Raw genomic sequence first — 20,996 nt, 5'->3', positions numbered from 1 at the left:
GGCGGTCAAGCCGGGGAGGATTCTTGGAGGAAACATGATCCGATGGTTGGTCGGCCTGATTGGCCTCGCTCTTGCGGCGACGCAGGCGCTGGCGGCTGACCCCATTGAGATTGGCGTCGGCTATCTCGGCGTCGCCGGCACCAAATCGACGCTGTCGCTGGTCGAGCAGCCGGCCGACAATGACGGCCTTGCCGGCGCCAGGCTCGCCATCGAGGACAACAACACCACCGGAAAGTTTCTCAACCAGCATTTCACGCTGGAGGAACGCCGTATCAAGGAAGGCGAAGACCCGGTCCAGGCCGCGACCGCGCTTGCCGAGAAGAACGGCTTCATCATCGCCGACCTGCCCGCCGACGCGCTGCTCAAGGTCTCCGATGCCCTGCGCGATCGCGGCACGCTGCTGTTCAACGCGGGGGCCATCGACGACCGGCTGCGCGAGGCCGATTGCCGCGCCAATGTGATCCACGCCGCGCCGACGCGGTCGATGCTGGCGGATGCGCTCGGCCAGTACCTGGTGTGGAAGAAGTGGTCGCGCTGGCTGCTGGTGGTCGGCTCGCATGACGCAGACAAGCTGTACGCCGATGCGCTCCGCCGCGCCGCGACGCGGTTCGGCGCCAAGATCGTGCAGGAGCGCACCTTTGAGGATACCGGGGGCGCGCGCCGCACGGACTCCGGCGTGACACTGATCCAGCGCCAGATGCCGGTGTTCACGCAACAGGCCCCCGCTTACGACGTGCTGGTCGCCGCCGACGAGAGCGAGGTGTTCGCCGCCTACCTGCCCTACCGCACCTGGGATCCCCGTCCGGTCGCGGGCTCGGCCGGCCTCATGCCGCGCAGCTGGGATGCCGCGCAGGACCAATGGGGCGCGACGCAGATGCAGAACCGCTTCATGAAGCTGAACTCGCGGCGCATGACCGCGCTCGACATGCAGGCCTGGACCGCGGTGCGGATGATTGGCGAGGCCACCTCGCGCACCAATTCCGGTGACGTCAAGAAGGTCACCGATTTCATCAGGGGTCCGGATTTCTCGGTCGCCGCCTTCAAGGGCACCAAGCTGACGCTGCGCGACTGGAATCTCCAATTGCGTCAGCCGATCCTGCTGGTCGACGGCCGCATGGTGGTGTCGGTGTCGCCGCAGGAAGGGTTTCTGCACCAGGTCTCCGAGCTCGACACGCTCGGCTACGATCGCCCGGAGAGCAAATGCAAGCTGAAATGAGAACGCGGATGTTGCGTGTGGGATTGCTGTCCGGACTGGTGCTCGCCGCTTCCCCCGCGCATGCCTTCATCGCCTATGTCTCGAACGAGAAGAGCAACACGGTGTCGGTGATCGACACCGAGAGCTGGACCGTGACCAAGACCATCAAGGTCGGCCAGCGCCCGCGCGGCATCGACTTCACCCGCGATGGGAAATTCGTCATGGTCGCGGTCGGCGACGACGACACCATCCAGATGATCGACGCCAAGACGCAAGCCGTGGTGGACACTCTGCCCTCCGGTCCCGACCCCGAATTGTTCGCCCAGGATGCCGCCGGCAAGACGCTCTATGTCGCCAACGAGAACGACAACACCGTGACCGTGATCGACCTGGAGAAGCGCGCCCGCCTCGGCGACATCCAGGTCGGCGTCGAGCCCGAAGGCATGACCATCAGCCCCGACGGCAAGACCCTGATCAACACGTCGGAAACGACCAACATGGCGCATTTCATCGACACGTCGTCGCGCCAGATCGTCGCCAACGTGCTGGTCGATGCCCGGCCGCGCTTTGCCGAGTTCAAGCACGACGCCTCGGAATTGTGGGTATCCTCCGAGATCGGCGGCACCGTGTCGATCGTCGATCCCGGCAAGCACGAGGTGATCGGCAAGGTCACTTTCGAGATTCCCGGCTTGCGAAAAGAGGCGATCCAGCCGGTCGGCATCGGCATGACCAAGGACGACAAGACCGCCTTCGTCGCGCTCGGCCCCGCCAACCGCGTCGCCGTGGTCGACACTGCGACGCGCAAGGTGACGAAATATCTGCTGGTGGGTCAGCGCGTCTGGCACATGGCCTTCACGCCGGACGAGAAATACCTCCTCACCACCAACGGCGTCTCGAACGACGTCTCCGTCATCGACGTCGCCGCGCAGAAGGTGATCAAGACCATTCAGGTGGGCGAATTGCCCTGGGGCATCACGATCGCGCCATGACCAGCCCCGCTCCCATCGCCGAGCCGCAGGGAATGCCGAGGCCTGATCCAGCCGCGGTGCCCGCCCTGTCGATCGACCGCGTCAGCCATTCCTACGGCCCGCGCCGCGCGCTGATGGATGTCTCCTTCAACGTGCGGCCTGCGAGCTTCACCGCCCTGCTCGGCCTCAACGGCGCCGGCAAGAGCACGCTGTTCTCGCTGATCACGCGCCTGTTCGGAATCCAGACCGGCCGTGTCGGCATTTTCGGCCATGACATCACCCGCACGCCCGGCGAGGCGCTGCGGCTGCTCGGCGTCGTGTTTCAGCCGCGCACGCTCGATCTCGACCTGTCGCTGACGCAGAACCTGCTCTATCACGCAGCTCTCCACGGCATCAGCCGCCGCGAAGCGGCCGCGCGCAGCGCCGAGCTGCTCGCGCGCATCGGGCTTGCAGACCGCGCCGGCAGCAAGGTGCGCGATCTCTCCGGCGGCCAGATGCGGCGGCTGGAGATCGCACGCGCATTGCTGCACCGGCCGCGGCTGTTGCTGCTGGACGAGCCGACCGTCGGCCTCGACGTCAAGGCGCGCGCCGACATCATCAGCCATGTCCGCCAGCTCGTGACCGAGCAAGGCATCGGCGTGCTCTGGGCCACGCATCTGTTCGACGAGATCATGCCCAGTGACGATCTCGTGGTGCTGCATCAGGGCAAGGTGCTGGCGCAGGGGCCGATGAGCCGCGTCATCGCCGAGGCCGGCGCGCAGGACGTCAACACCGCCTTCATGCGCCTGACAGGCGCGCAAGTGATGCCGGGAGGCGGCGCATGAGCAGCATCACCACGCGCGACGCGCCGCGCGGCTTCTCGGCCTCCGAATACATGACCTGCCTTACCGGCATCGTCTGGCGCGAGGGCCTGCGCTTCCTGCATCAGCGCGAGCGCTTTGTCTCGGCACTGGTCCGGCCCCTGGTGTGGCTGTTCATCTTCGCCGCCGGCTTCCGCCAGGTGCTCGGCATCTCCATCATCCCGCCCTACGAGACCTACATCCTCTACGAGGTCTTCATCGCGCCGGGGCTGATGGCGATGATCCAGCTCTTCAACGGCATGCAGTCCTCGCTCTCGATGGTCTATGACCGCGAGATGGGTAACATGCGGACGCTGCTGGTGAGCCCGCTGCCGCGCGGCTTCCTCTTGTTCTGCAAGCTGCTGGCGGGCACCGCGGTGTCGCTGCTCCAGGTCTATGCGTTCCTGATCATCGCCTGGTTCTGGGACATCACGCCGCCGCCGATCGGCTATCTCACCGTGCTGCCGGCGCTGATCCTGTCCGGGCTGATGCTGGGCTCGCTCGGCATGCTGATCTCGTCCGGCATCAAGCAGCTGGAAAACTTCGCCGGCGTGATGAACTTTGTCATCTTCCCGATGTTCTTTGCTTCGTCGGCGCTCTATCCGCTGTGGCGGGTGCAGGAGGGCAGTCCCTATCTGTACTATGTCTGCCAGGCCAATCCGTTCACCCATGCGGTCGAGCTGATCCGCTTCGCGCTTTATGGTCAGGTCAACTGGATCTCGCTGGCGGTGGTCGGAGCTTGCACAATCGTCTTCATGATCGCTGCGATCTATGCCTATGATCCCTCGCGCGGGCTGGCACGGCGCGGGCCTGCGGGAGGCGAAGGATGACGGTACGGACACTTGCCATGGCGGCCCTTGCGTTCGCGGTCTCGACGACCGCCGCACGTGCAGCCGATCCGCGCTACCCCGACTGGCCCTGCGCGCAGGCCAAGGTGCCGGACATTTCGCTCGCAGCCGTCTGGGCCGGTCCGGCCCTCGACGACGCCGAGAGCAAGTGGAAGGACGACAGCAAGGTCAGCGCGCTGGTCTCCAAGCTCGCGGCCCGCAAGACGCCGCTGGACGAGGCCGAGAAGTCGGTGAAGGAGTTTCTCGCCGGCTCCGCCGCCGACAAGACCGCGAACGCCAAGCTGCTGTTTGCCGGGCTGTTCGATACCCTCAACGCCCAGCGCGCCCAGGTCATGAGCGGGCTCGAACGCGTCAGCCGCAAGCAGCGCGAGGCCGCCGACAAGATCCGCGAGGAGACCATCCAGCTCCAGGCGCTCCAGGACGCAACGCCGCGCGACGACACCAAGGTCGACGCCATGAGCAACCAGCTGATCTGGGAGACCCGCATCTTCGAGGACCGCCGCAAGGTGGTGCGCTTCGTCTGCGAGGTTCCGACCACGATCGACCAGCGCCTGTTCGCGCTCGGCCGCGTCATCCAGCAGGAAATGGAATAGCGTCAGCGCTGTTGACGACGTTCATGAAAGTTCCCGTGATATCAACGCGATCATTCATGTTTGCCGCGCTATCTGCCGGAACCAAATCGATCTAGGATGGCTTGTCGATGTGAATCTCCAACGCCGGGAGGCCTCGATGGGAACAGCAAAAATCATCCTCGCAGCCGCCGCAGCCACGACCGTGCTTGCATCTAGCGCCTTTGCGGACGACATGACCGGGACGGTCACGAGCATCAATCGGCTCAACAACACCATCTCGATCCAGCAGACGCAGAAGGGCACGGTCGGCGGCAGTGCCGGCGGCGCCGGCGCGCTGCAGCAGTTCAAGGCCAAGGACGCCGCCATGCTGGATGCCGTCCACGCCGGCGATCGGGTGACGTATTCCGCGACCGACGCGGATGGCGCGGGCACGCTGACGACATTGAAGAAGCAGTAGCCGCTCGCGACACGGCGTCATGGCCGGGCTCGTCCAGGACAAGCCCGGGCATGACGCTCTTCATTCACTGCTCAGGCCGCAGCTCCGGTTGCGCCTCTTCCGTTGGTAGCTTCGCATGCTCCCAGCCATCGGTCCCCTCCGGATACCAGGCGACGTTGGCATAGCCGTACGCCAGCGCGCGCTTGGCCGCGTTCCAGGACATCCAGCAATCGGCGAGGCAATAGATCACGAGCAGCGCAGCCTTGTCGCCATGCGAGGCGCGCGCGAGGCCACGCTGGAGATAGTCGTCCATGGCCGGCGGCAACGCGCCGTAGCCGGTGTCCGGCAGCCAGATGCTGCCCGGAATATTCCTGCGCGGCATGTCTCGCCACACCGTGCCTGCGGGAAGATTTTTCGGCTTCGGGGCGCGCGGCAGCACGTCGACGAAGTTGCCACTCTTCGCGCGCCAGATCGTCTCGGCTTCCGCTGTCGTCAGGACGCGCGCGCCTTCCAGCGTCGCCGGCACCGGCGCGCGATAATTATCGGTGCGATAGCCCTCGGGTTCGAACGGCTCCTGCTGCTGCGCCCAAGCCGGCACCGCAAGGGCGGCGGCGACCAGCGCAGCGGCAAGATGTCGCCTCATGGCGATTTCTTGGCCGTCTCCGCACCGAGCGGCCGGTCGTTTTCGTCCAGCAGGGGCACGCCGAAATCGAGCAGGATCTTGTTGATCTCGCCCTGGTTCTCCTGGATCAGCTTGTTGAGCTGCCGCTTCCAGTTCTGGTCGGCGGCGCGCACACCCATGCCGATCCGATAGACCAGCTTCGGCCCGGTGGTCTCCTTCACCAGCGGCGTCACGTGCAACGAGCCGACCTTCTTGGCGTAATATCCCGCCATCGGCCCCCACAGCACGCCGGCATCGATCTTGCCGGCGGCGAGATCGTCGATCATGGCCTGCGCGGAATTGTCGTAGCGCGTGTCGATCATCAGCGGATAGGGCTTTGCATCGCCCATCAGCCCGGCGATCGCCATGTTGGTCGCCGGCGGCGTGCCGGCGACGATGCCGACATGCTTGCCCTTCAGCTTGGAGTCCTCAAGCGTATCGACGTCCTCGAGCCCACTCCCCGCCTTCGCAACCAGCGCGTAGGACGTACGGTAATATGGATTGGTGCCCTGCACGAGGTCGTCGCCCTGTGGGAAGCCCATGATGACGTCGCAGCGATGCGCACCCAGCGTCATCCGCACGAAGCCCGTGGCCTGCGGGAAGAACACGTAGTCGAGCTTCTTGCCGAGCTTGTCCGCGAACAGCTCGGCGAGCTTGTTCTCGATCCCCTCGCCCTTCTCGTTGGAGAACGGCAGATTGCGCGGGTCGGCGCAGACGCGCAGCACCTTGGGATCGACCAGCTCGAAAGAGAGGTCACCAGCATCGGTCGTCTGCGCGCGAGCGGCGCCGCCGATCGCACAGGACGCCGCCATCAGACACAGTGAAAACAACCAGCGACGATGTCGTCCGGCCTCCATCGCGCTTCCTCCTCATTTCATTCGAATGCTATCCATGCAACGCAGGATGCACCATGTCTTGCCAAACTTTGCGTTGGCTTGTTGTGCTGCAGTGCAATGCGGCAAACCCTGAACTGAGGCGGAAAAGTGTCGCAACTCACGTCAAAGATCGCAGCCCTGTCCCTGCTGGGACTGGCGACGCTAGCACGCGCCGGGGCGGCCGAATTGCCTGTGAGCGAAGTCGCGACCGGAATCTTCGTGCACTCCGGGACCATCGCGCTGATGACCCGCGAGAACGAGGGCGACATCGCCAATGTCGGCTTCATCGTCGGCGAAGAGGCGGTGGCCGTGATCGATACCGGGGGCAGCCTTCGTGAAGGCGAGGCGCTGCTGGGCGCGGTGCGGGCCCGCACCGGCAAGCCGATCCGCTACGTCATCAACACCCATGGCCACCCTGACCACGTCTTCGGCAACGCAGCCTTTGTCGCGGAGGGAACCAGCTTCGTCGGCCACAACAGGCTGCCACAGGCGCTGGCGACGCGCGGGCCGTATTATCTCGACAATTTCCGGCGCATCATGGGCAGCGAATTGATCGATCCCGTGAAGATCGTGCCTCCCAGCGTGCTGGTGAAGGACACGATGACGCTTGATCTCGGATCGCGGCAGCTGACCTTACGGGCCTGGCCGGCCGCGCACAGCGACAATGATTTGACGGTGTTCGACGAGAGCACGAAGACGCTGTTCGCGGGCGATCTCGTGTTCCTCCGCCATATCCCGGTGATGGATGGCAGTATTCGCGGCTGGCTTGCCCTGCTGAAGGATCTCGAGGCCGTTCCGGCGGTTCGCGTCGTTCCCGGTCACGGCCCTGTGAGCGATTGGCCTGCGGCTTTGGCCGATGAGCGGCGTTATCTCATGACGGTGCTGTCGGACGTCCGTACCTCGAACAAGAAGGGCGAGCCGATCCGAACCGCCGCCGAGAAGGCGGCCGCCACCGAACGGCCGCAGTGGGAACTGTTCGATGATTACAACGCCCGCAACGCAACTGCAGCATTTTCTGAAATTGAATGGGAGTAGCGGGCGCGCTAGCTTTGTCGGATAATCGCGCCGTCCGCACAGGACCCTGACCATGACGGGATGCACACGCCGCCTGCCCCTGATCGCCGCGCTGCTCGGCATTGTCTTCGCCGCGCCTGTCAGCGCCGAAGAAGCCTACGATCCCTGGCCCGGCCTGGTGCAGGATATCTTCAGCAACCGTCCGATGAACGACGGCAACGACGTCATCGCCATCGAGATGCCCTATCGCGCCGAGGATGCGGCCATCGTGCCGGTCACGCTGCGCAGCAAGCTGTCGCCAGCAGATAGCCGCCGCATCCGATCGATCACGCTGGTGATCGATCGCAATCCGGCGCCGATGGCCGCGAAATTCGAGCTCGGCGCGGATGCCAATATCACCGAGATCTCCACGCGCGTGCGCGTCAACAATTACACCGACGTCCATGCCGTGGCCGAACTCAGCGACGGCCAGCTCTACGTCTCCAAGACCTATGTGAAGGCGTCAGGCGGCTGCTCGGCACCGGCCGGCAAGAATGCCGAGGAGGCCCAGAACCGCCTTGGCCAGATGCGCTACCGTCAATTCGCCCGCGGGGACGCGCCAGCAAGCCGCATCCGCGAAGCGCAGATCATGATCGGCCATCCCAACAATTCCGGCCTGCAGATGGACCAGGTCACGCAGCTCTATATTCCCGCCTTCTTCATCAACCAGCTGAAGCTGACGCAGGACGACAGCCCCGTGCTCTCGATGGAAGGCGGTATCTCGATCTCGGAAGATCCCAACCTGCGCTTCACCTACGTCTCAAACGGCGCCAAGCGTTTCCGTGCGGAGGCCAAGGACACGGACGGACATTTGTTCCGCAACGAGTGGGACGTGGAGAAGCCGGGGACGTAGTAGCCGCGCCGTCATTCCGGGGCGGTCCGCAGGACCGAACTATGGTGCGCGATTGCGCACCTGAGAATCTCGAGATTCCGGGTTCGCGCTTCGCGCCCCCCGGAATGACGGTGCTAAATCAGAAACACCTGACCTCGGCCTCGGCCTGCGCCCGCCGCAAATCATTCACGGCCGAATTCGCCTGCTCCGACGTCCTGAACTGGGTGCCGAGATTACCGCGGACCTGGGACATGCTGAGTGCGGTCTCCGCCGTGACATATCGTTCATAGGGGACGATCGAGGCGACCACGTCGATTGAGCAGGAGCATTGCTCGATCGCCTGCCGCGTCTCGCCATTGGCCTTCATGCAGCCATAGACATATTCCGCGCGCGCTGACGTGGGATAGTCATTGGCCTCCTCGGCCCGCGCCGCGCTGAGGCTCGCCACGAGCACGACCATGGCGGCGACAATCGGTCGTACCTGTCCCGCAAAACTCATGAGCGTCCTCCCGCTGGTTGCGATGGAAGCTATGCTATGCGTATTGTCCTGAAAAGCACTCAATCTGAGGAAATGGCTCACAAGTGATGAGAGTTTTGGCACGGACATTGGCGCTCGCGGTGGTGCTGGCGCTGGGCACGCCGGCCCATGCTGCGGACACCATCCGCCTGGCCGTGCAGAAGACCGGAACGTTCTCCTGGGAACTGGCGACGATCCGCGAGGCCGGGCTCGACAAGGAAGCCAACCTGGCGCTCGACGTCACCGAGCTTGCGAGCCCCGAGGCCGGCAAGATCGCGCTCCGCGCCGGCAATGCCGACATCATGCTGTCGGACTGGCTGTGGGTGTCGCGCGAGCGCGCGCTCGGCGCCAAGCTCACCTTCTATCCCTATTCCAGCGCGCTCGGCGCGGTGATGGTGCCGGCGTCCTCGCCGATCAAGACGCTCGCAGACCTCAAGGGCCGCAAGCTCGCCGTCGGCGGCGGTCCGATCGACAAGAGCTGGCTGCTGCTGCAGGCCCGGATGAAGCAGGACGGCATCGACCTGAAGTCCGATGCGACCATCGTCTATGGCGCCCCGCCTCTGATCGCGGCCAAGGCACTCGACGGCGAGATGGATGCGAGCCTCAATTTCTGGAATTTCTGCGCCCAGCTCGAGGCCAAGGGTTTTCGGCGCCTCGCCGGCATCGAGGAGATTTTGCCGAAGCTCGGCGCCAAGGGCGCGGTGTCCGCCGTCGGCTATGTCTTCGACGAGAGCTGGGCTGCGAGCCATCGCGACACCGTGGCGCGCTTCATCGCCATGACGCGCAAGGCCAAGCAGCTGCTGGTCAGTTCGGATGCAGCCTGGGACAAGATCGCCCCGCTCACCGGCGCAACCGATCCGGCCATGCTCAAGACCTATCGCGACCGCTATCGCGACGGCATTCCGCGCCGGAGCATCAGCGACGAGGAAGCCGACGCACGCGTGCTCTATCGCGTGCTCGCCGAGATCGGCGGCCGTGACCTGGTCGGTCCGGCAGCCGAGCTTGATCCCGGCACGTTCTATCACGCAGTTCCCGGAGACTGAGGTGCTGCGCCTTCTCTCGTTCGCCCTCTTCGTCGCGATCTGGTGGACAGCCGCGCTGTTCGTCGGCGGCGCAAAGCTGCCTTCCCCGCCCGCGGTGCTCAATGTCATCATCGCCGAAGCCGCGAGCGGCGCGCTGTTCGTGCATCTGGGCGCCACGCTGGCGCGCGTCGCGCTCGCTTTCGTGCTGGCGATGTCGCTCGGCAGCGCCATCGGCTATCTGATGGGACGAGTGAAGCTTGCCGACCGGCTCGGCGATCCCTGGCTGATCCTGCTGCTCAACCTGCCGGCGCTGGTGGTGATCGTGCTGGCCTATATCTGGGCCGGGCTCACCGAGGCCGCCGCGATCGCGGCGATCGCCATCAACAAGCTGCCGACGGCGGTGGTCACCTTGCGTGAGGGCACGCGTGCGCTCGATCGCTCGCTCGACGAGATGGCGAACGTGTTCGCAATGCCGCGCTGGCGGGCGTTCCGCCATGTCGTGCTGCCGCAGCTGGCGCCCTATATCGCAGCCTCCGCGCGCTCCGGCCTGTCGCTGGTGTGGAAGATCGTGCTGGTCGCCGAGCTGTTGGGACGGCCGAACGGCGTCGGCTTCGAGATCGGCGTCGCCTTCCAGCTGTTCGACACGCCGCGCCTGCTCGCCTATTCCCTGACATTCGCCGCGGTCGTGCTCGTGATCGAGACGGCGCTGGTGCAGCCATTCGAGGCCCGCGCAACGCGGTGGCGGCCCCGTGCGGCTTGAGGTCGAGATCACAGGCAAGACCTACAGGAGCGCTGCGGGCGGGACGCACGAGGTGCTGGCGCCGGTCAAGTTCGCGCTGCAGTCCGGCGAGGTCGGCGTGCTGATCGGCCCGTCCGGATGCGGCAAGAGCACGATGCTGCGCATCATTCTCGGGCTCGACCGCGACTTCGACGGCCATGTCGCCCGCCCGCCGCAGGCGCGGATCGGCATGGTGTTCCAGGAGCCGCGGCTATTGCCATGGCGATCGGTCGAGCAGAATGTGCGGCTGGCGGCGCCTGACGTCACCGATGCGAAGCTGTCAGAGTTGTTCAAGATTCTCGAGCTGGACGCGCATCGCAGCCATTTTCCCGGCGAATTATCGCTCGGCCTCGCGCGCCGCGTTGCGCTCGCCCGCGCCTTTGCGGTCGAACCCGATCTGCTCGTGCTCGACGAACCCCTCGCCTCGCTCGACGACGCGCTCGCCGGCCGCCTGCGCGACGAGATCGCGACGCTGGTGGCGAGTCGCCCCGTGATGACGCTGCTCGTCACCCACAGCCTCGACGATGCCATCCGTCTCGGCGACCGCCTGTTCTTCCTCTCGCCACGTCCCGCCCGCATCGTGCAGGAGGTGCCGATTGCCATCCCGCGCGCCGAACGTAGCGAGGTCGATCTCGCCAGGATCAGGACAGAGCTCGCGGCCTTGCTGCTTGAATCGAAATGAAAACTTGTGGTCAACTGTGTCAAACGAGATTGTCGAGGGAGTTCACCATGCGCCGTCAGTTGATTGCGATCGGCATCCTGTTGGTTGCGATGCCGGGCGCGGCGCTCGCGCAGACCAAGGGCAAAGGCATCCGGCTCTGGAATCTGACGAGCGAGACGATCTCCGGCTTCCAGCTGGCACCGGCCGGCAAGACCGACTGGGGCCCGAACCAGTGCCTGAATGACAAGGACAAGGAGGTCGATCACGACGAGCGGTTACGCATCACCGGCGTCGAACCCGGCCGCTACGACGCCAAGGTCAGCTATCCCAACTCACGGCAATGCGTCGTCCGCGACATCGAGATCAAGGCGGATGCCGTGTTCTCGATCGCCGACAAGGATTTGAAGGATTGCACGAAGTAGCGGATCAGGCTTTGTCGTTCGGGTGCGGATATTCGCAGCGCCAGCGCACCGCCTGCCATTTCGGATGCTCACCGACCCATTGCGCGATATAAGGCGGCGCGGCCATGGAGCATTGCGCCGGTGAGCCGCCAAAGTTGAACACCAGATGCTGCTCCTCGCAGGTCGCCGGCGAGAGCACCGCACACACAGTCACCACCAGATCGATCGGGTTCATGCCGGGAATCCTTCAGGGATCATCAAGAAACTATCATAAAAATCTACGTCTCAGGCAGCCGGAAGTTTCAAACAGGCGTGAGCCATGCGGGAACGGTCACGGCTTCGCAACCACGCGCACCGACCGCCACAGAAGTCACGGACGTGCACCGGCGGCTTGCCGCCCGCCGGTTTCGTCAATAAGCTGGTTCCCGAAAACTGCTAACAGGCTGATGGCTCTTACGGAAACCTCCCGGCGCGGCGTCGCGGCCGCAGTCTGCGTGTTGGCGCTCATCGCCAGCACCTGGGCCGTTACGGGTTATGTCGGGCGAGTTGCTGCTGCCGAGACACAGCCGGACAAACCGGGTTCGGGCCGCGCTGAGCCTTCCCGCACCGCAGACAGCGACCAGCCGGTCGTCAAGCTGACGCCGAGCCAGCAGACACAGATCGGGCTCGAAACGGCGGCTCTGGAAGCAGCTCCCCATCCCGAGCAATTCCGCGCCTATGGCGCCGTGCTCGATATCTCCCGCATTACGGAGCTCGCAAACAGCTACGCCAATGCGCAAGCCCAACTCCAGACAGCGCAGGCCAAGCTCGAAGTGGCGAAGAGCGCATACGACCGGACCAAGAATCTCGTCGACTCCGCCGCCCTCCCGAAGAAAGAAGCCGAGACCGCAGAGGGGACGTTGCGGGTCGACAAGGCTGCGCTGACCGCAGCGGAATCACAGCTCAGGACTCTCGCCGCAACAGCACAGCAGGAATGGGGGCCGGTCATCGGCCGGGGAATCGTCGCGCGCTCGCCTGCCGTTGTCGGCCTGATCGAACGCGATCAGCTTCTGGTTCAGGTAACGCTGCCGCCCGGCGTCGCTGTCAGCGGCACGCCGGGAACGGCGCTGGCGCAGGCGCCGACCCGGAATGCGAATATCGATCTGCAGTACATCTCTCCGGCAACCCGCACAGACCCCCGTATTCAGGGATTGAGCTATTTCTTCTCCGTGCCGGGCGATAGCGGCCTGCTGCCCGGCATGAACACCACAGTCTATGTGCCGTCGGGCAAAACCTACGAGGGCGTGTTCATCGAAGACACCGCAATCGTGCGGTGGCAGGGTCGATCGTGGGTTTACTTGCGCGTGAGCCCCGACAGCTTCCGACGGCACCCGATCAGCATGGATCAGCCGGTCTCCGATGACGACTACGTCGTCCGGGACATCCCGTCCGGCTCCGAAATCGTCATGCGGGGCGCGCAGGTCCTGTTGTCCGAGGAGGCCAAAAGCGAGCTTCGGGGCGGCGATGACGACTGATGGCACCGGCTCCGGCAGATCAGGGCCGCAAGCCGCTCTCGTCGCATTCGCCATCCGATTCCGCGGCATCGTGCTGGCGCTTGCGTTTGCGCTGCTGGGCTACGGCTTGTTCGCACTCGGCGAGGCCAAATACGGGGTCTTCCCCGAATTCGCACCTCCACAGGTGACGATCCAGACCGAGGCTCCCGGCCTCAGCCCGGAGCATGTCGAGATCCTGGTCACGCAACCAATCGAAACGTCGATCAACGGCCTGGCCGGCGTCGAGAGTCTGCGCTCGTCATCGATCCAGGGCCTCTCGGTCGTAACCGTCGTCTTCCAGCCGCGCAGTGATATCTATCGGGCGCGCCAGTTGGTGACCGAACGCCTGGCCGTCGTCGCCGCCCGGCTGCCGCAAGGCGTTCAGCCGCCGTCGATGACGCCATTGACCCCGTTGGCCGGCACGGTGCTGGTCATTGGCCTGACGTCCGACCAACGTTCGCTGATGGATTTGCGCACCATTGCGGACTGGACCGTGGCAAGACGGCTGCTGGCCGTGCAGGGCGTGGCACAGGTCTCGACCTACGGCAAAGATGTCCGGTCCCTGCAAGTGCAGGTCCGACCGGACGATCTGATCCGCTTCCGGGTCGGTCTGAATGACGTGCTGGCCGCTGCGCGCAAGGCCACCGGCGTGCGCGGCGCCGGCTTCATCGACACGGCCAATCAGCGCATCACGCTGCAAACCCAGGGACAGTCGTTGACGCCCGAACAGCTGGCCCGCACCGTGCTTCTGCACCAAGGCGGCGCAAGCGTGGTTCTCGACGACGTCGCCACCGTCGTGACCGCTCCCGAGCCGCCAATCGGGGCCGCTCTCATCGACGGCGTGCCTGGCATCATGCTCATGGTCAGCCAGCAATATGGCGCAAATACCCGCGAGGTCACCACACGAGCGGAAGCCGCGCTGCAAGAGCTGCGACCTGGCCTCGAAGCCGACGGCGTCAAGCTCCATGCGGACATCTTTCGTCCCGCCAATTTCATCGATGCGGCAACCGAGAACGTTCTCACCGCCCTGTTGATCGGCGGAGCGCTCGTGGTCGTCGTTCTCTTTCTATTCCTGTTCGACTGGCGCACCTCGATCATCAGCTGCACCGCAATTCCCCTGTCGTTGCTGGCAGCCGTGCTCGCACTGCAATGGATAGGTGAAACTCTGAACACGATGACGCTGGGCGGGCTCGCAATCGCGATCGGCGAAGTCGTCGATGACGCCGTAATCGGCGTCGAGAACGTCGTACGCCGGTTGCGCGAGAATCGCCGGGCGACGGTGCCGAGACCCGAGCCTCGCGTCGTGCTCGACGCCTTCCTCGAGGTACGCACCGCCGTTGCCTATGCGACGTTTGCGGTGCTGCTGGTGTTCTTTCCGGTCCTGGCGCTGTCCGGCATTGCCGGCCGCCTGTTCGGCCCCCTCGGAATTGCCTACATCTTCGCTGTGATCGCATCGCTCGCGGTCGCTCTGACGGTGACGCCGGCGCTCTCCATGCTGCTTCTCGTCGGAAGAACCGGCGGACAACGCCTGCATGAGCCGCCGGCGGTGCGTTGGTCCCGTCGCTACTACCAGGCCTTGCTGCGTCGTATCGGCCGCTTCCCGAAGCTTGTGATGACGGCAGCCGCAGCCGTCACGATCGCCGGCGCGGCGATGCTGCCTTTCTTTGGCGGGACCTTCCTGCCCGACCTTCGGGAAGGCCATTTGATTCTGCACGTCTCGGCAATCCCCGGCACCTCGCTCGACGAATCTCTTCGTATCGGCAAGCTGATGACGGATACGCTGCACCATATCCCGGGCATTCGCAGGGTGGCGCAGCACGTCGGCCGGGCTGAGGCCGGCATCGACACGGTCGGTCCGCATTCCAGTGAGTTCGAGGTCGATTTGGAGCCAGGTCTCTCGGGTCAGGCTCAATCCCAAGCAGAAGCGCGCATCAGGGAAGCCCTCGCCGACTTCCCCGGGGTTTCCTTCTCGAGCAAGACCTACCTGACGGAGCGCGTCGAGGAAACCGTCTCCGGCTTCACCGCGGCGGTGGTCATCAACATCTATGGGCCTGATCTGGACTCACTCGACCGCGCTGCACGTGACGTCGCGCGAGAGCTTGACGAAGTCGGCGGGGCCGCCGACGTGCAGCGACGCTCACCGCCGGGAATGCCGCAGGTCAATGTGACGCTTCGGCCGACCGATCTGCAGCGCTGGGGACTCGATGCGGTCGAGGTGCTCGAGCTGGTGCGCACCGCCTACCAGGGCGACATCGTCGGCCAGGGCTATGAAGGCAACGCCGTCTTCAACATCATCGTGATTCTCGATGCGCCTGCCCGCGCCCGGCTCACCCAGATCGGCGACCTGCCGGTTCGCACACCGAGCGGGGCCTACATTCTGCTCAAGCAGATCGCGGACGTCTATGAAACGTCGGGTCGCTATCAGATCCAGCACCAGAATGCGCAGCGCGTTCAGACCGTAACGGCGAACGCCAGTGGACGCGACCTCGAATCCTTCGTGGCGGCCGCCAAGCGCAAGCTTGCGCGCGAAGTCAAACTCCCACCCGGCGCTCACCTTGAATTTGCCGGCGCGGCCGAGGCTCAGGCCCGGTCGCGGCGCGATCTCATCGTGAATTCTCTGCTGGCCGGGACGGGCATCGTCGTTCTGCTCGCGATGGTTACCGGCCATTGGCGAAATCTGTTGCTGGTGATGATCAATCTGCCGTTTGCATTGGTCGGGGGGGTGCTCGCACTCGCATTGACCGGCGGTCTGCTTTCGCTCGGATCGATGGTCGGCTTCGTCACGCTGTTCGGAATCACGCTTCGAAACTCGATCCTCATGATTTCGCACTACGAACACCTCGTCCTCGTCGATGGTCGCGCGTGGGGCCCCGATACCGCGATCGAGGGTGCGGCGGATCGTCTTGTCCCGATCCTGATGACGTCGCTCGTGACCGGCTTGGGATTGCTGCCACTCGCCATCGGCGCAGGAGAGCCAGGTCGTGAAATCGAGGGCCCGATGGCGATCGTCATCCTTGGGGGCCTCATGACCTCGATGGCACTCAGCCTTTTGGTCTTGCCGACCCTTGCGCTTCGTTACGCGCGTTTCAAGGCCCGTGCAGAATAAACGCAAATCCGCGTTAAGCCCTCAGCCACACTGCCAAGTGGGTCACGACGGGGGCAAAAACATGAGCTGACAGTTGAGATGTCGGGCGCGTTGCTCGATCGCTATCGCCGCCGGACGTTAGGGAAGCCGAACGAACCGCTCCGAACGCCAAAACACTGCCGCGGCTTCGACGGCATCTGCCATCGAAGCCGCGGCAGGTCTTCAGGCTTACTTGCGCGCAGCGCAGGCGTACATGTTGATTTCCATGCCGACCGGCACTTCCACGATCTTCGGAGCTTTCCAGGCCATTCGGGGTCTCCCCAAGTATTGAGCGCGACATCGCGCCGGGCAAAACCTAGGGCTGCGCCCCACACAGTTCAAGCCTCGATTCGAACCTCGAGCGTGTCTGTGCCGATTCTTCGCGGCTGCATTTCACTCTCGGGCAAAGCCAGTTCTCTCATGGTCAAACGCGACCCATGAAGAGAGCGTCTTGCGCAATGCCGCGGACGTCTCGATACGCGCTACGCCTCGCCGTCAGCAGCCCTTGTCGGATGCCATCGCATTCGGCTTGGCACCTTCGGCCTTCTGGGCCGCCGTCGGCTGGCCTTGCATCTGACGCTGTGCATCCTCGGACGATGCCGGCGTTTCGCCGCTCGCGCGATTCATCGTGCTGGTCGGCGGGTGCTGGCCCTTATTGCTCGCCGCATCCGACCGATTGGACTGCGCCGAGCCCACGGTGACAGGACCGGAACCGGCGTCCTTGTTGCCGGCGGTGGTGCCGGTGTTGCAGGGGCCCGCCATCGCCGTGCCGGCGCTCAGTGTCAGGATCCCACACGCAACAAGAATGGATCGTTTGGTATTCATCTGCTTCGTCTCCTCTCCTTCCCGCCGAGCGGGCCCCCAGCGCCCGACGGATGTCGAGGAAAACAGGTCGAATCGACCGATGTTCCGAATTTCAGGGCAGAATTCCGCAGTCCGCTCCTCGCCGGCCCGTTATCGCAACAGCCGCAGCAATGCCCGGCCGGAGCGCGAGTTCAGCTCCTTCGCATCCAGCGTTCCATCCTTGTCGGGATTCGCGGCGTTGAAGCGCTGCTCCACCACGGCAAGATATTCGTCGAGCGTCAGCGTGCCGTCGTGATCGGGATCGGCGGCGGCGAGTTCTTTCGCCGTTAACCGTCCGCGCAATTCGCGCGCGTCGAGCGTCCCGTCGTGGTCGGGATCGAGCTTTGCGAACAGCGCCGCTGCCGCCTTCTTCGCTTCGGCAAGATCGATCGTCCCGTCATTGTCGGTGTCGAACATCTTGACGGCACCGCCGGATGCCGACCAGGCCGGGCCAGAGAGCGCGGCAAGTGTGAGCGCAAGCGCAACTGAGCGACGCGATATCATTTGAGACCTCCTTGACCAAGACCCCCGATTCGACGGGGGATCTAACGACATAATTGCGCAAGCAAGCCCCGGTTCAAGTCCGGAAATGCAACCGGCGCACCGCAACATCACCCACCTCGCCGGCCCGCATACCACCGCGGATCGCAGGCGCTGTATCATGCCGCGGAATTTTTTCAGCGCCTGAGCGCAAGTGAGAGCAGATTGTCAGGTTTCCGTCAGGTGACCGGCAGACGACGTCCAACATATCGGCAAGCCGCTTTCGACTTTCGTATTGACGCGTTTTGGTTTCCGACAGAGTGTTGCTTCTGCAGCGTCAAAAGGCGCGCATATTGGGAGGAACGGATGAAACGTTTTGCGATGGCCGCGAGCCTCGTCATATCCGCATGCTCGGTTGCGAGTGCACAGACGACCGATCAATTGGTCAAGGGTGCAACCGATACGTCGAACGTTCTCAACTACGGGATGGGCTACAATCTCCAGCGCTTCTCAACGCTGAACCAGATCAACAAAGACACCGTCAAGAACCTGGTCCCGGTCTGGAACTACTCCTTCAACGACGATCGCAGCGAGGAATCGCAGCCGCTGGTTTACCAGGGCGTGATCTACGTGACCTCTCACAACGCGACCATGGCGGTCGACGCCAAGACCGGCAAGCAGATCTGGAAATCCAAGATCGAATATCCGGCCGAGACACCGCGTATCGTCTGCTGCGGCATCATCAACCGTGGCGCCGCCCTGTTCGACGGCAAGCTGTTTCGCACCACGCTCGACGCCAACGTGATCGCGATCGATACCAAGGACGGCAAGGAGCTGTGGCGGCAGAAGGCGGCCGACATCAAGGAAGGCTATTCGATGACGGTGGCCCCGCTGGTCGCCGACGGTGTCGTCATCACCGGCATCTCCGGCGCCGAGTTCGGCACCCGCGGCTTCATCGACGGCTGGGACCCGGCGACGGGCAAGCATCTCTGGCGCACCCATTCGGTCCCCTCGCCGGACGAGCCCGGCGGCGACACCTGGAAGGGTGACACCTGGAAGCTCGGCGGCGGCTCGACCTGGATCACGGGCTCCTATGATCCCGAGCTGAACACGGTGTATTGGGGCATCGGCAATCCCGGCCCGTTCAACGCGGCCGTACGCCCCGGCGACAACCTCTACACCTGCTCCGTGCTGGCGATGGATCCCAAGACCGGCAAGATCAAGTGGCACTACCAGTTCTCGCCGAACAATCCGTTCGACTATGACTCGGTGGCCGAGATGGTCCTCGCCGACATGAACGTCGAGGGCAAGCCGACCAAGGTGCTGATGGATGCCAACCGCAATGGCTTCTTCTACGTGCTCGACCGCACCAACGGAAAGGTGCTCGCGGCCAATCCCTACGTGAAGGTGAATTGGGCAACCGGCGTCGACCTGAAGACCGGGCGTCCGATCGAGACCGACGTCGTCAAGGATGCGCGCGACGGCAAGAAGGTCACCGTCTATCCGTCGATCCTCGGCGGCAAGAACTGGGAGCCGATGTCGTTCAACCCGCAGACCGGCCTCGCCTACGCCAACACGCTTGCCTTCGGCGGCAAGTACAAGTCGGAGCCGGCCACCTTCAAGCAGGGTGAATGGTATCTCGGCATGGACCTGACCGATCCCTGGGAATGGGGTGACGGCGCGCGCGGCCATCTGAAGGCGATCGATCCGATGACCGGCAAGGCGAAGTGGGAAGCGGCAAGCGACATCCCGCGCTTCTCCGGCGTGCTGTCGACCGCAGGCGGCGTCGTATTCACGGGCGCGCTGACCGGCGAGTTCGAGGCCTTCGACGCCGACACCGGCAAGAAGCTCTGGCAGTTCCAGACCGGCTCCGGCATCGAGGGACAACCGGTGACCTGGCAGCAGGATGGCGTGCAGTACATCGCCATCACCAGCGGCTATGGCGGCGTCTACTCGCTGTTCTCCGGCGACGAGCGGCTGGCCAAGGTGCCGCCCGGCGGCTCGCTGTGGGTCTTTGCGGTGAAGCAGTAACGGCAACAGACGTTGACAGACATGGCTCACAAGACGGTGGCGATCCTCGCCACCGTCGCGGTGCTGACGGTCGCGCTTGTGGCGACCGTTCGTGCCGCGGATGATTCGAACGGCAATCCGCTGCAGGCGCAGATCGACCACGGCAAGTCGACCTATGCCGAGAAATGCTCGCACTGCCACGGCCCGAACATGATGAATTCCGGCACCATCACGCCGGACCTGCGCTCCTTTCCCGACGACAAGACGCGGTTCGTCACCACCGTGAAGAACGGCAAGAACAACAGGATGCCGCCCTGGGGCGACATTTTGAACGATGACGACATCGGCAATCTCTGGGCCTTCATCTCGAGCCGGAGAAGACCATGAGGAACCGGCTGGCAGCACTCGGTCTTGCCATGATGCTGGCTGCGCCGGCGATGGCGGCGTGGGCGGCCGATCCCCTGAGCGTCTGTCTGGACGAGGACCGCCCGCCGCTCTCGGCGCACCACCGCGGCAAGCCGGACTCAGGCTTCGACGTCCTGCTGGCGCAGGCGATCGCGGATCGGATGGGACGGCCGCTCAAGATCCAGTGGTTCGAAAGCAAGCTGGATGAGGATTCGAGCCCGCAGCTCGAGGCCAATGCACTGCTCTCCGACGGCCGCTGCTCGCTGGTCGGCGGCTACGCGCTGACGACGGACTCCCTCGTCAAGCCCGGCGTGCCGACGGCGCGCCTCCCCGATTTCGCAGGCGCTACGCGCGACGACCGGCGCCGCCGCGTGGCGCTCGGCGTGCTCACGCCGACCAGACCTTACGTCTATTCGCCGATGACGGTCGTGCTTGGACCGAAGGCGCGCGAGCGCAAGATTGCCGACATCGGCGATCTCGCCGGCCTTCGCCTCGCGATCGAGAGCGGTTCATTGGGCGACGCCATCCTGATGACCTTCGACAAGGGGCGGCTGATCGACAACATCACCCATCTCGTGCCTGCCCGCGATGACCTTCTGGGTGCGCTCAATCGCGGCGAATATGATGCGACCCTGATCGACCTCGCGCGCTACGACGCCCACCGCGCCGCGCATCCCGATACGGCGATCGCGGCCTCCGGATATTATTACCCGATTGGCGTCAATCGCGGCTATGTCGGGCTTGGCAGCGATCCTGCCCTGGTCGAGGCCGTCAACAAGGCGCTGGCGGATCTTGCCGCCGAGGGCAAGATCGCCGAGTTCGGCCAGCAAGCCGGGCTGACCTATCTGCCGCCGCGCGAACCCGCGATCCTCGGCGACGTCTGGACGAAGATCATTCAGCGGTGAGGGGCGGACGCGAAGCGCCGTGATGCCGCGCTACTCTCC

24 protein-coding genes are annotated in these 20,996 nt (G+C 64.5%); 17 read left to right on the top strand and 7 right to left on the bottom strand.

What is annotated here, in order from left to right; translation table 11 throughout:
• Nucleotides 1–34: 34 nt before the first annotated feature.
• From ACWAT4_RS12955 to ACWAT4_RS12930, 6 genes are all read left to right on the top strand, one after another.
• The gene (locus ACWAT4_RS12955; RefSeq protein WP_212298669.1) at nucleotides 35–1,216 is read left to right on the top strand and encodes an ABC transporter substrate-binding protein; all 1,182 of its coding nucleotides are present in this window, start codon (nucleotides 35–37) and stop codon (nucleotides 1,214–1,216) included.
• Entirely contained in the window at nucleotides 1,201–2,184 is a 984-nt protein-coding gene (locus ACWAT4_RS12950) for a YVTN family beta-propeller repeat protein (RefSeq protein ID WP_212298670.1), read from the top strand. The genes ACWAT4_RS12955 and ACWAT4_RS12950 overlap by 16 nt, the downstream gene beginning before the upstream one ends.
• Complete coding sequence (locus ACWAT4_RS12945) at nucleotides 2,181–2,987, top strand: ABC transporter ATP-binding protein (protein ID WP_212298671.1); 807 nt, start codon at nucleotides 2,181–2,183, stop codon at nucleotides 2,985–2,987. The genes ACWAT4_RS12950 and ACWAT4_RS12945 overlap by 4 nt, the downstream gene beginning before the upstream one ends.
• Nucleotides 2,984–3,832 carry an ABC transporter permease gene (locus ACWAT4_RS12940; RefSeq protein ID WP_212298672.1) on the top strand — a complete coding sequence of 283 codons (849 nt, stop codon included), beginning with the start codon at nucleotides 2,984–2,986 and terminating at the stop codon, nucleotides 3,830–3,832. Before ACWAT4_RS12945 ends, ACWAT4_RS12940 begins: the two co-directional genes overlap by 4 nt.
• Nucleotides 3,829–4,443: a hypothetical protein gene (locus tag ACWAT4_RS12935; RefSeq protein WP_212298673.1), complete on the top strand. Its 615-nt coding sequence runs from the start codon at nucleotides 3,829–3,831 to the stop codon at nucleotides 4,441–4,443. The genes ACWAT4_RS12940 and ACWAT4_RS12935 overlap by 4 nt, the downstream gene beginning before the upstream one ends.
• 136 nt (nucleotides 4,444–4,579) lie before the next feature.
• Nucleotides 4,580–4,879, top strand: coding sequence for a copper-binding protein (locus ACWAT4_RS12930; RefSeq protein WP_212298674.1), 300 nt, complete (start codon nucleotides 4,580–4,582; stop codon nucleotides 4,877–4,879).
• Nucleotides 4,880–4,943: 64 nt separating this feature from the next.
• Here the strand turns inward: ACWAT4_RS12930 and ACWAT4_RS12925 are convergent, their stop codons facing one another.
• Both ACWAT4_RS12925 and ACWAT4_RS12920 read right to left on the bottom strand, forming a co-directional pair.
• Nucleotides 4,944–5,501 carry a PQQ-dependent catabolism-associated CXXCW motif protein gene (locus tag ACWAT4_RS12925; protein WP_212298675.1) on the bottom strand — a complete coding sequence of 186 codons (558 nt, stop codon included), beginning with the start codon at nucleotides 5,499–5,501 and terminating at the stop codon, nucleotides 4,944–4,946.
• Nucleotides 5,498–6,376, bottom strand: a complete 879-nt coding sequence (locus tag ACWAT4_RS12920) for a substrate-binding domain-containing protein (RefSeq protein WP_433995246.1) — start codon at nucleotides 6,374–6,376, stop codon at nucleotides 5,498–5,500. The genes ACWAT4_RS12925 and ACWAT4_RS12920 overlap by 4 nt, the downstream gene beginning before the upstream one ends.
• A 126-nt stretch (nucleotides 6,377–6,502) precedes the next feature.
• On the opposite strand from ACWAT4_RS12920, the gene ACWAT4_RS12915 reads away from it, so the two are divergent.
• Entirely contained in the window at nucleotides 6,503–7,429 is a 927-nt protein-coding gene (locus ACWAT4_RS12915) for a quinoprotein relay system zinc metallohydrolase 2 (RefSeq protein WP_212298676.1), read from the top strand.
• Between the two features lie 52 nt (nucleotides 7,430–7,481).
• Nucleotides 7,482–8,300, top strand: coding sequence for a quinoprotein dehydrogenase-associated SoxYZ-like carrier (locus ACWAT4_RS12910; RefSeq protein ID WP_212298677.1), 819 nt, complete (start codon nucleotides 7,482–7,484; stop codon nucleotides 8,298–8,300).
• A 118-nt stretch (nucleotides 8,301–8,418) separates the two neighbouring features.
• Here the strand turns inward: ACWAT4_RS12910 and ACWAT4_RS12905 are convergent, their stop codons facing one another.
• Complete coding sequence (locus ACWAT4_RS12905; RefSeq protein ID WP_212298678.1) at nucleotides 8,419–8,778, bottom strand: hypothetical protein; 360 nt, start codon at nucleotides 8,776–8,778, stop codon at nucleotides 8,419–8,421.
• 86 nt (nucleotides 8,779–8,864) lie between these two features.
• On the opposite strand from ACWAT4_RS12905, the gene ACWAT4_RS12900 reads away from it, so the two are divergent.
• From ACWAT4_RS12900 to ACWAT4_RS12885, 4 genes are read left to right on the top strand one after another with little or no spacing between them, the layout of a single operon-like run.
• Entirely contained in the window at nucleotides 8,865–9,839 is a 975-nt protein-coding gene (locus ACWAT4_RS12900) for an ABC transporter substrate-binding protein (protein ID WP_212299177.1), read from the top strand.
• A 1-nt stretch (nucleotide 9,840) separates the two neighbouring features.
• Nucleotides 9,841–10,578 (top strand): ABC transporter permease, encoded by a 738-nt coding sequence (locus ACWAT4_RS12895; protein WP_449730696.1) that lies wholly within the window; start codon nucleotides 9,841–9,843, stop codon nucleotides 10,576–10,578.
• Nucleotides 10,568–11,278 (top strand): ABC transporter ATP-binding protein, encoded by a 711-nt coding sequence (locus ACWAT4_RS12890; protein ID WP_212298680.1) that lies wholly within the window; start codon nucleotides 10,568–10,570, stop codon nucleotides 11,276–11,278. Before ACWAT4_RS12895 ends, ACWAT4_RS12890 begins: the two co-directional genes overlap by 11 nt.
• 47 nt (nucleotides 11,279–11,325) lie before the next feature.
• Nucleotides 11,326–11,679, top strand: coding sequence for a hypothetical protein (locus ACWAT4_RS12885; protein WP_212298681.1), 354 nt, complete (start codon nucleotides 11,326–11,328; stop codon nucleotides 11,677–11,679).
• Between the two features lie 4 nt (nucleotides 11,680–11,683).
• Here the strand turns inward: ACWAT4_RS12885 and ACWAT4_RS12880 are convergent, their stop codons facing one another.
• Nucleotides 11,684–11,893, bottom strand: coding sequence for a hypothetical protein (locus tag ACWAT4_RS12880; protein WP_188104815.1), 210 nt, complete (start codon nucleotides 11,891–11,893; stop codon nucleotides 11,684–11,686).
• Between the two features lie 262 nt (nucleotides 11,894–12,155).
• Here ACWAT4_RS12880 and ACWAT4_RS12875 point away from each other — a divergent pair, with 262 nt between their 5' ends.
• Together ACWAT4_RS12875 and ACWAT4_RS12870 are read left to right on the top strand one after the other, a co-directional pair.
• Nucleotides 12,156–13,172, top strand: a complete 1,017-nt coding sequence (locus ACWAT4_RS12875; protein ID WP_249154281.1) for an RND family efflux transporter — start codon at nucleotides 12,156–12,158, stop codon at nucleotides 13,170–13,172.
• Nucleotides 13,162–16,296, top strand: coding sequence for an efflux RND transporter permease subunit (locus ACWAT4_RS12870; protein ID WP_449730695.1), 3,135 nt, complete (start codon nucleotides 13,162–13,164; stop codon nucleotides 16,294–16,296). The genes ACWAT4_RS12875 and ACWAT4_RS12870 overlap by 11 nt, the downstream gene beginning before the upstream one ends.
• 207 nt (nucleotides 16,297–16,503) lie before the next feature.
• Here ACWAT4_RS12870 and pqqA read toward each other — a convergent pair whose 3' ends face one another.
• The 3 genes from pqqA to ACWAT4_RS12855 form a co-directional block, all read right to left on the bottom strand.
• Nucleotides 16,504–16,584 carry a pyrroloquinoline quinone precursor peptide PqqA gene (pqqA, locus tag ACWAT4_RS12865; protein WP_012029362.1) on the bottom strand — a complete coding sequence of 27 codons (81 nt, stop codon included), beginning with the start codon at nucleotides 16,582–16,584 and terminating at the stop codon, nucleotides 16,504–16,506.
• Between the two features lie 225 nt (nucleotides 16,585–16,809).
• The gene (locus tag ACWAT4_RS12860; RefSeq protein WP_449730694.1) at nucleotides 16,810–17,139 is read right to left on the bottom strand and encodes a hypothetical protein; all 330 of its coding nucleotides are present in this window, start codon (nucleotides 17,137–17,139) and stop codon (nucleotides 16,810–16,812) included.
• Nucleotides 17,140–17,268: 129 nt separating this feature from the next.
• Entirely contained in the window at nucleotides 17,269–17,661 is a 393-nt protein-coding gene (locus ACWAT4_RS12855) for an EF-hand domain-containing protein (RefSeq protein WP_449730693.1), read from the bottom strand.
• Between the two features lie 342 nt (nucleotides 17,662–18,003).
• On the opposite strand from ACWAT4_RS12855, the gene ACWAT4_RS12850 reads away from it, so the two are divergent.
• Genes ACWAT4_RS12850 through ACWAT4_RS12840 form a run of 3 tightly spaced genes read left to right on the top strand, consistent with a single transcriptional unit; the run spans nucleotide 18,004 to nucleotide 20,957 of the window.
• Entirely contained in the window at nucleotides 18,004–19,668 is a 1,665-nt protein-coding gene (locus tag ACWAT4_RS12850) for a methanol/ethanol family PQQ-dependent dehydrogenase (RefSeq protein WP_449730692.1), read from the top strand.
• A 21-nt stretch (nucleotides 19,669–19,689) separates the two neighbouring features.
• On the top strand, nucleotides 19,690–20,034 hold the full coding sequence (locus ACWAT4_RS12845; RefSeq protein ID WP_449730691.1) for a c-type cytochrome: 345 nt from the start codon (nucleotides 19,690–19,692) through the stop codon (nucleotides 20,032–20,034).
• Nucleotides 20,031–20,957, top strand: coding sequence for a type 2 periplasmic-binding domain-containing protein (locus tag ACWAT4_RS12840; protein ID WP_449730690.1), 927 nt, complete (start codon nucleotides 20,031–20,033; stop codon nucleotides 20,955–20,957). Before ACWAT4_RS12845 ends, ACWAT4_RS12840 begins: the two co-directional genes overlap by 4 nt.
• The last annotated feature ends 39 nt before the right edge of the window (nucleotides 20,958–20,996 follow it).

The sequence above is a fragment of the Bradyrhizobium sp. T-1 genome (assembly GCF_053592855.1).
This window is presented reverse-complemented; position numbering and strand designations above follow the sequence as displayed.

What these genes read in the sequence shown, in the direction of transcription:
- ACWAT4_RS12955 (WP_212298669.1), top strand. Translation starts at nt 35, where the DNA reads ATGATCCGATGGTTGGTCGGCCTGATTGGCCTCGCTCTTGCGGCGACG.
- ACWAT4_RS12950 (WP_212298670.1), top strand. Translation starts at nt 1,201, where the DNA reads ATGCAAGCTGAAATGAGAACGCGGATGTTGCGTGTGGGATTGCTGTCC.
- ACWAT4_RS12945 (WP_212298671.1), top strand. Translation starts at nt 2,181, where the DNA reads ATGACCAGCCCCGCTCCCATCGCCGAGCCGCAGGGAATGCCGAGGCCT.
- ACWAT4_RS12940 (WP_212298672.1), top strand. Translation starts at nt 2,984, where the DNA reads ATGAGCAGCATCACCACGCGCGACGCGCCGCGCGGCTTCTCGGCCTCC.
- ACWAT4_RS12935 (WP_212298673.1), top strand. Translation starts at nt 3,829, where the DNA reads ATGACGGTACGGACACTTGCCATGGCGGCCCTTGCGTTCGCGGTCTCG.
- ACWAT4_RS12930 (WP_212298674.1), top strand. Translation starts at nt 4,580, where the DNA reads ATGGGAACAGCAAAAATCATCCTCGCAGCCGCCGCAGCCACGACCGTG.
- ACWAT4_RS12925 (WP_212298675.1), bottom strand. Translation starts at nt 5,501, where the DNA reads ATGAGGCGACATCTTGCCGCTGCGCTGGTCGCCGCCGCCCTTGCGGTG.
- ACWAT4_RS12920 (WP_433995246.1), bottom strand. Translation starts at nt 6,376, where the DNA reads ATGGAGGCCGGACGACATCGTCGCTGGTTGTTTTCACTGTGTCTGATG.
- ACWAT4_RS12910 (WP_212298677.1), top strand. Translation starts at nt 7,482, where the DNA reads ATGACGGGATGCACACGCCGCCTGCCCCTGATCGCCGCGCTGCTCGGC.
- ACWAT4_RS12905 (WP_212298678.1), bottom strand. Translation starts at nt 8,778, where the DNA reads ATGAGTTTTGCGGGACAGGTACGACCGATTGTCGCCGCCATGGTCGTG.
- ACWAT4_RS12900 (WP_212299177.1), top strand. Translation starts at nt 8,865, where the DNA reads ATGAGAGTTTTGGCACGGACATTGGCGCTCGCGGTGGTGCTGGCGCTG.
- ACWAT4_RS12885 (WP_212298681.1), top strand. Translation starts at nt 11,326, where the DNA reads ATGCGCCGTCAGTTGATTGCGATCGGCATCCTGTTGGTTGCGATGCCG.
- ACWAT4_RS12880 (WP_188104815.1), bottom strand. Translation starts at nt 11,893, where the DNA reads ATGAACCCGATCGATCTGGTGGTGACTGTGTGTGCGGTGCTCTCGCCG.
- ACWAT4_RS12870 (WP_449730695.1), top strand. Translation starts at nt 13,162, where the DNA reads ATGACGACTGATGGCACCGGCTCCGGCAGATCAGGGCCGCAAGCCGCT.
- pqqA (WP_012029362.1), bottom strand. Translation starts at nt 16,584, where the DNA reads ATGGCCTGGAAAGCTCCGAAGATCGTGGAAGTGCCGGTCGGCATGGAA.
- ACWAT4_RS12860 (WP_449730694.1), bottom strand. Translation starts at nt 17,139, where the DNA reads ATGAATACCAAACGATCCATTCTTGTTGCGTGTGGGATCCTGACACTG.
- ACWAT4_RS12855 (WP_449730693.1), bottom strand. Translation starts at nt 17,661, where the DNA reads ATGATATCGCGTCGCTCAGTTGCGCTTGCGCTCACACTTGCCGCGCTC.
- ACWAT4_RS12850 (WP_449730692.1), top strand. Translation starts at nt 18,004, where the DNA reads ATGAAACGTTTTGCGATGGCCGCGAGCCTCGTCATATCCGCATGCTCG.
- ACWAT4_RS12845 (WP_449730691.1), top strand. Translation starts at nt 19,690, where the DNA reads ATGGCTCACAAGACGGTGGCGATCCTCGCCACCGTCGCGGTGCTGACG.
- ACWAT4_RS12840 (WP_449730690.1), top strand. Translation starts at nt 20,031, where the DNA reads ATGAGGAACCGGCTGGCAGCACTCGGTCTTGCCATGATGCTGGCTGCG.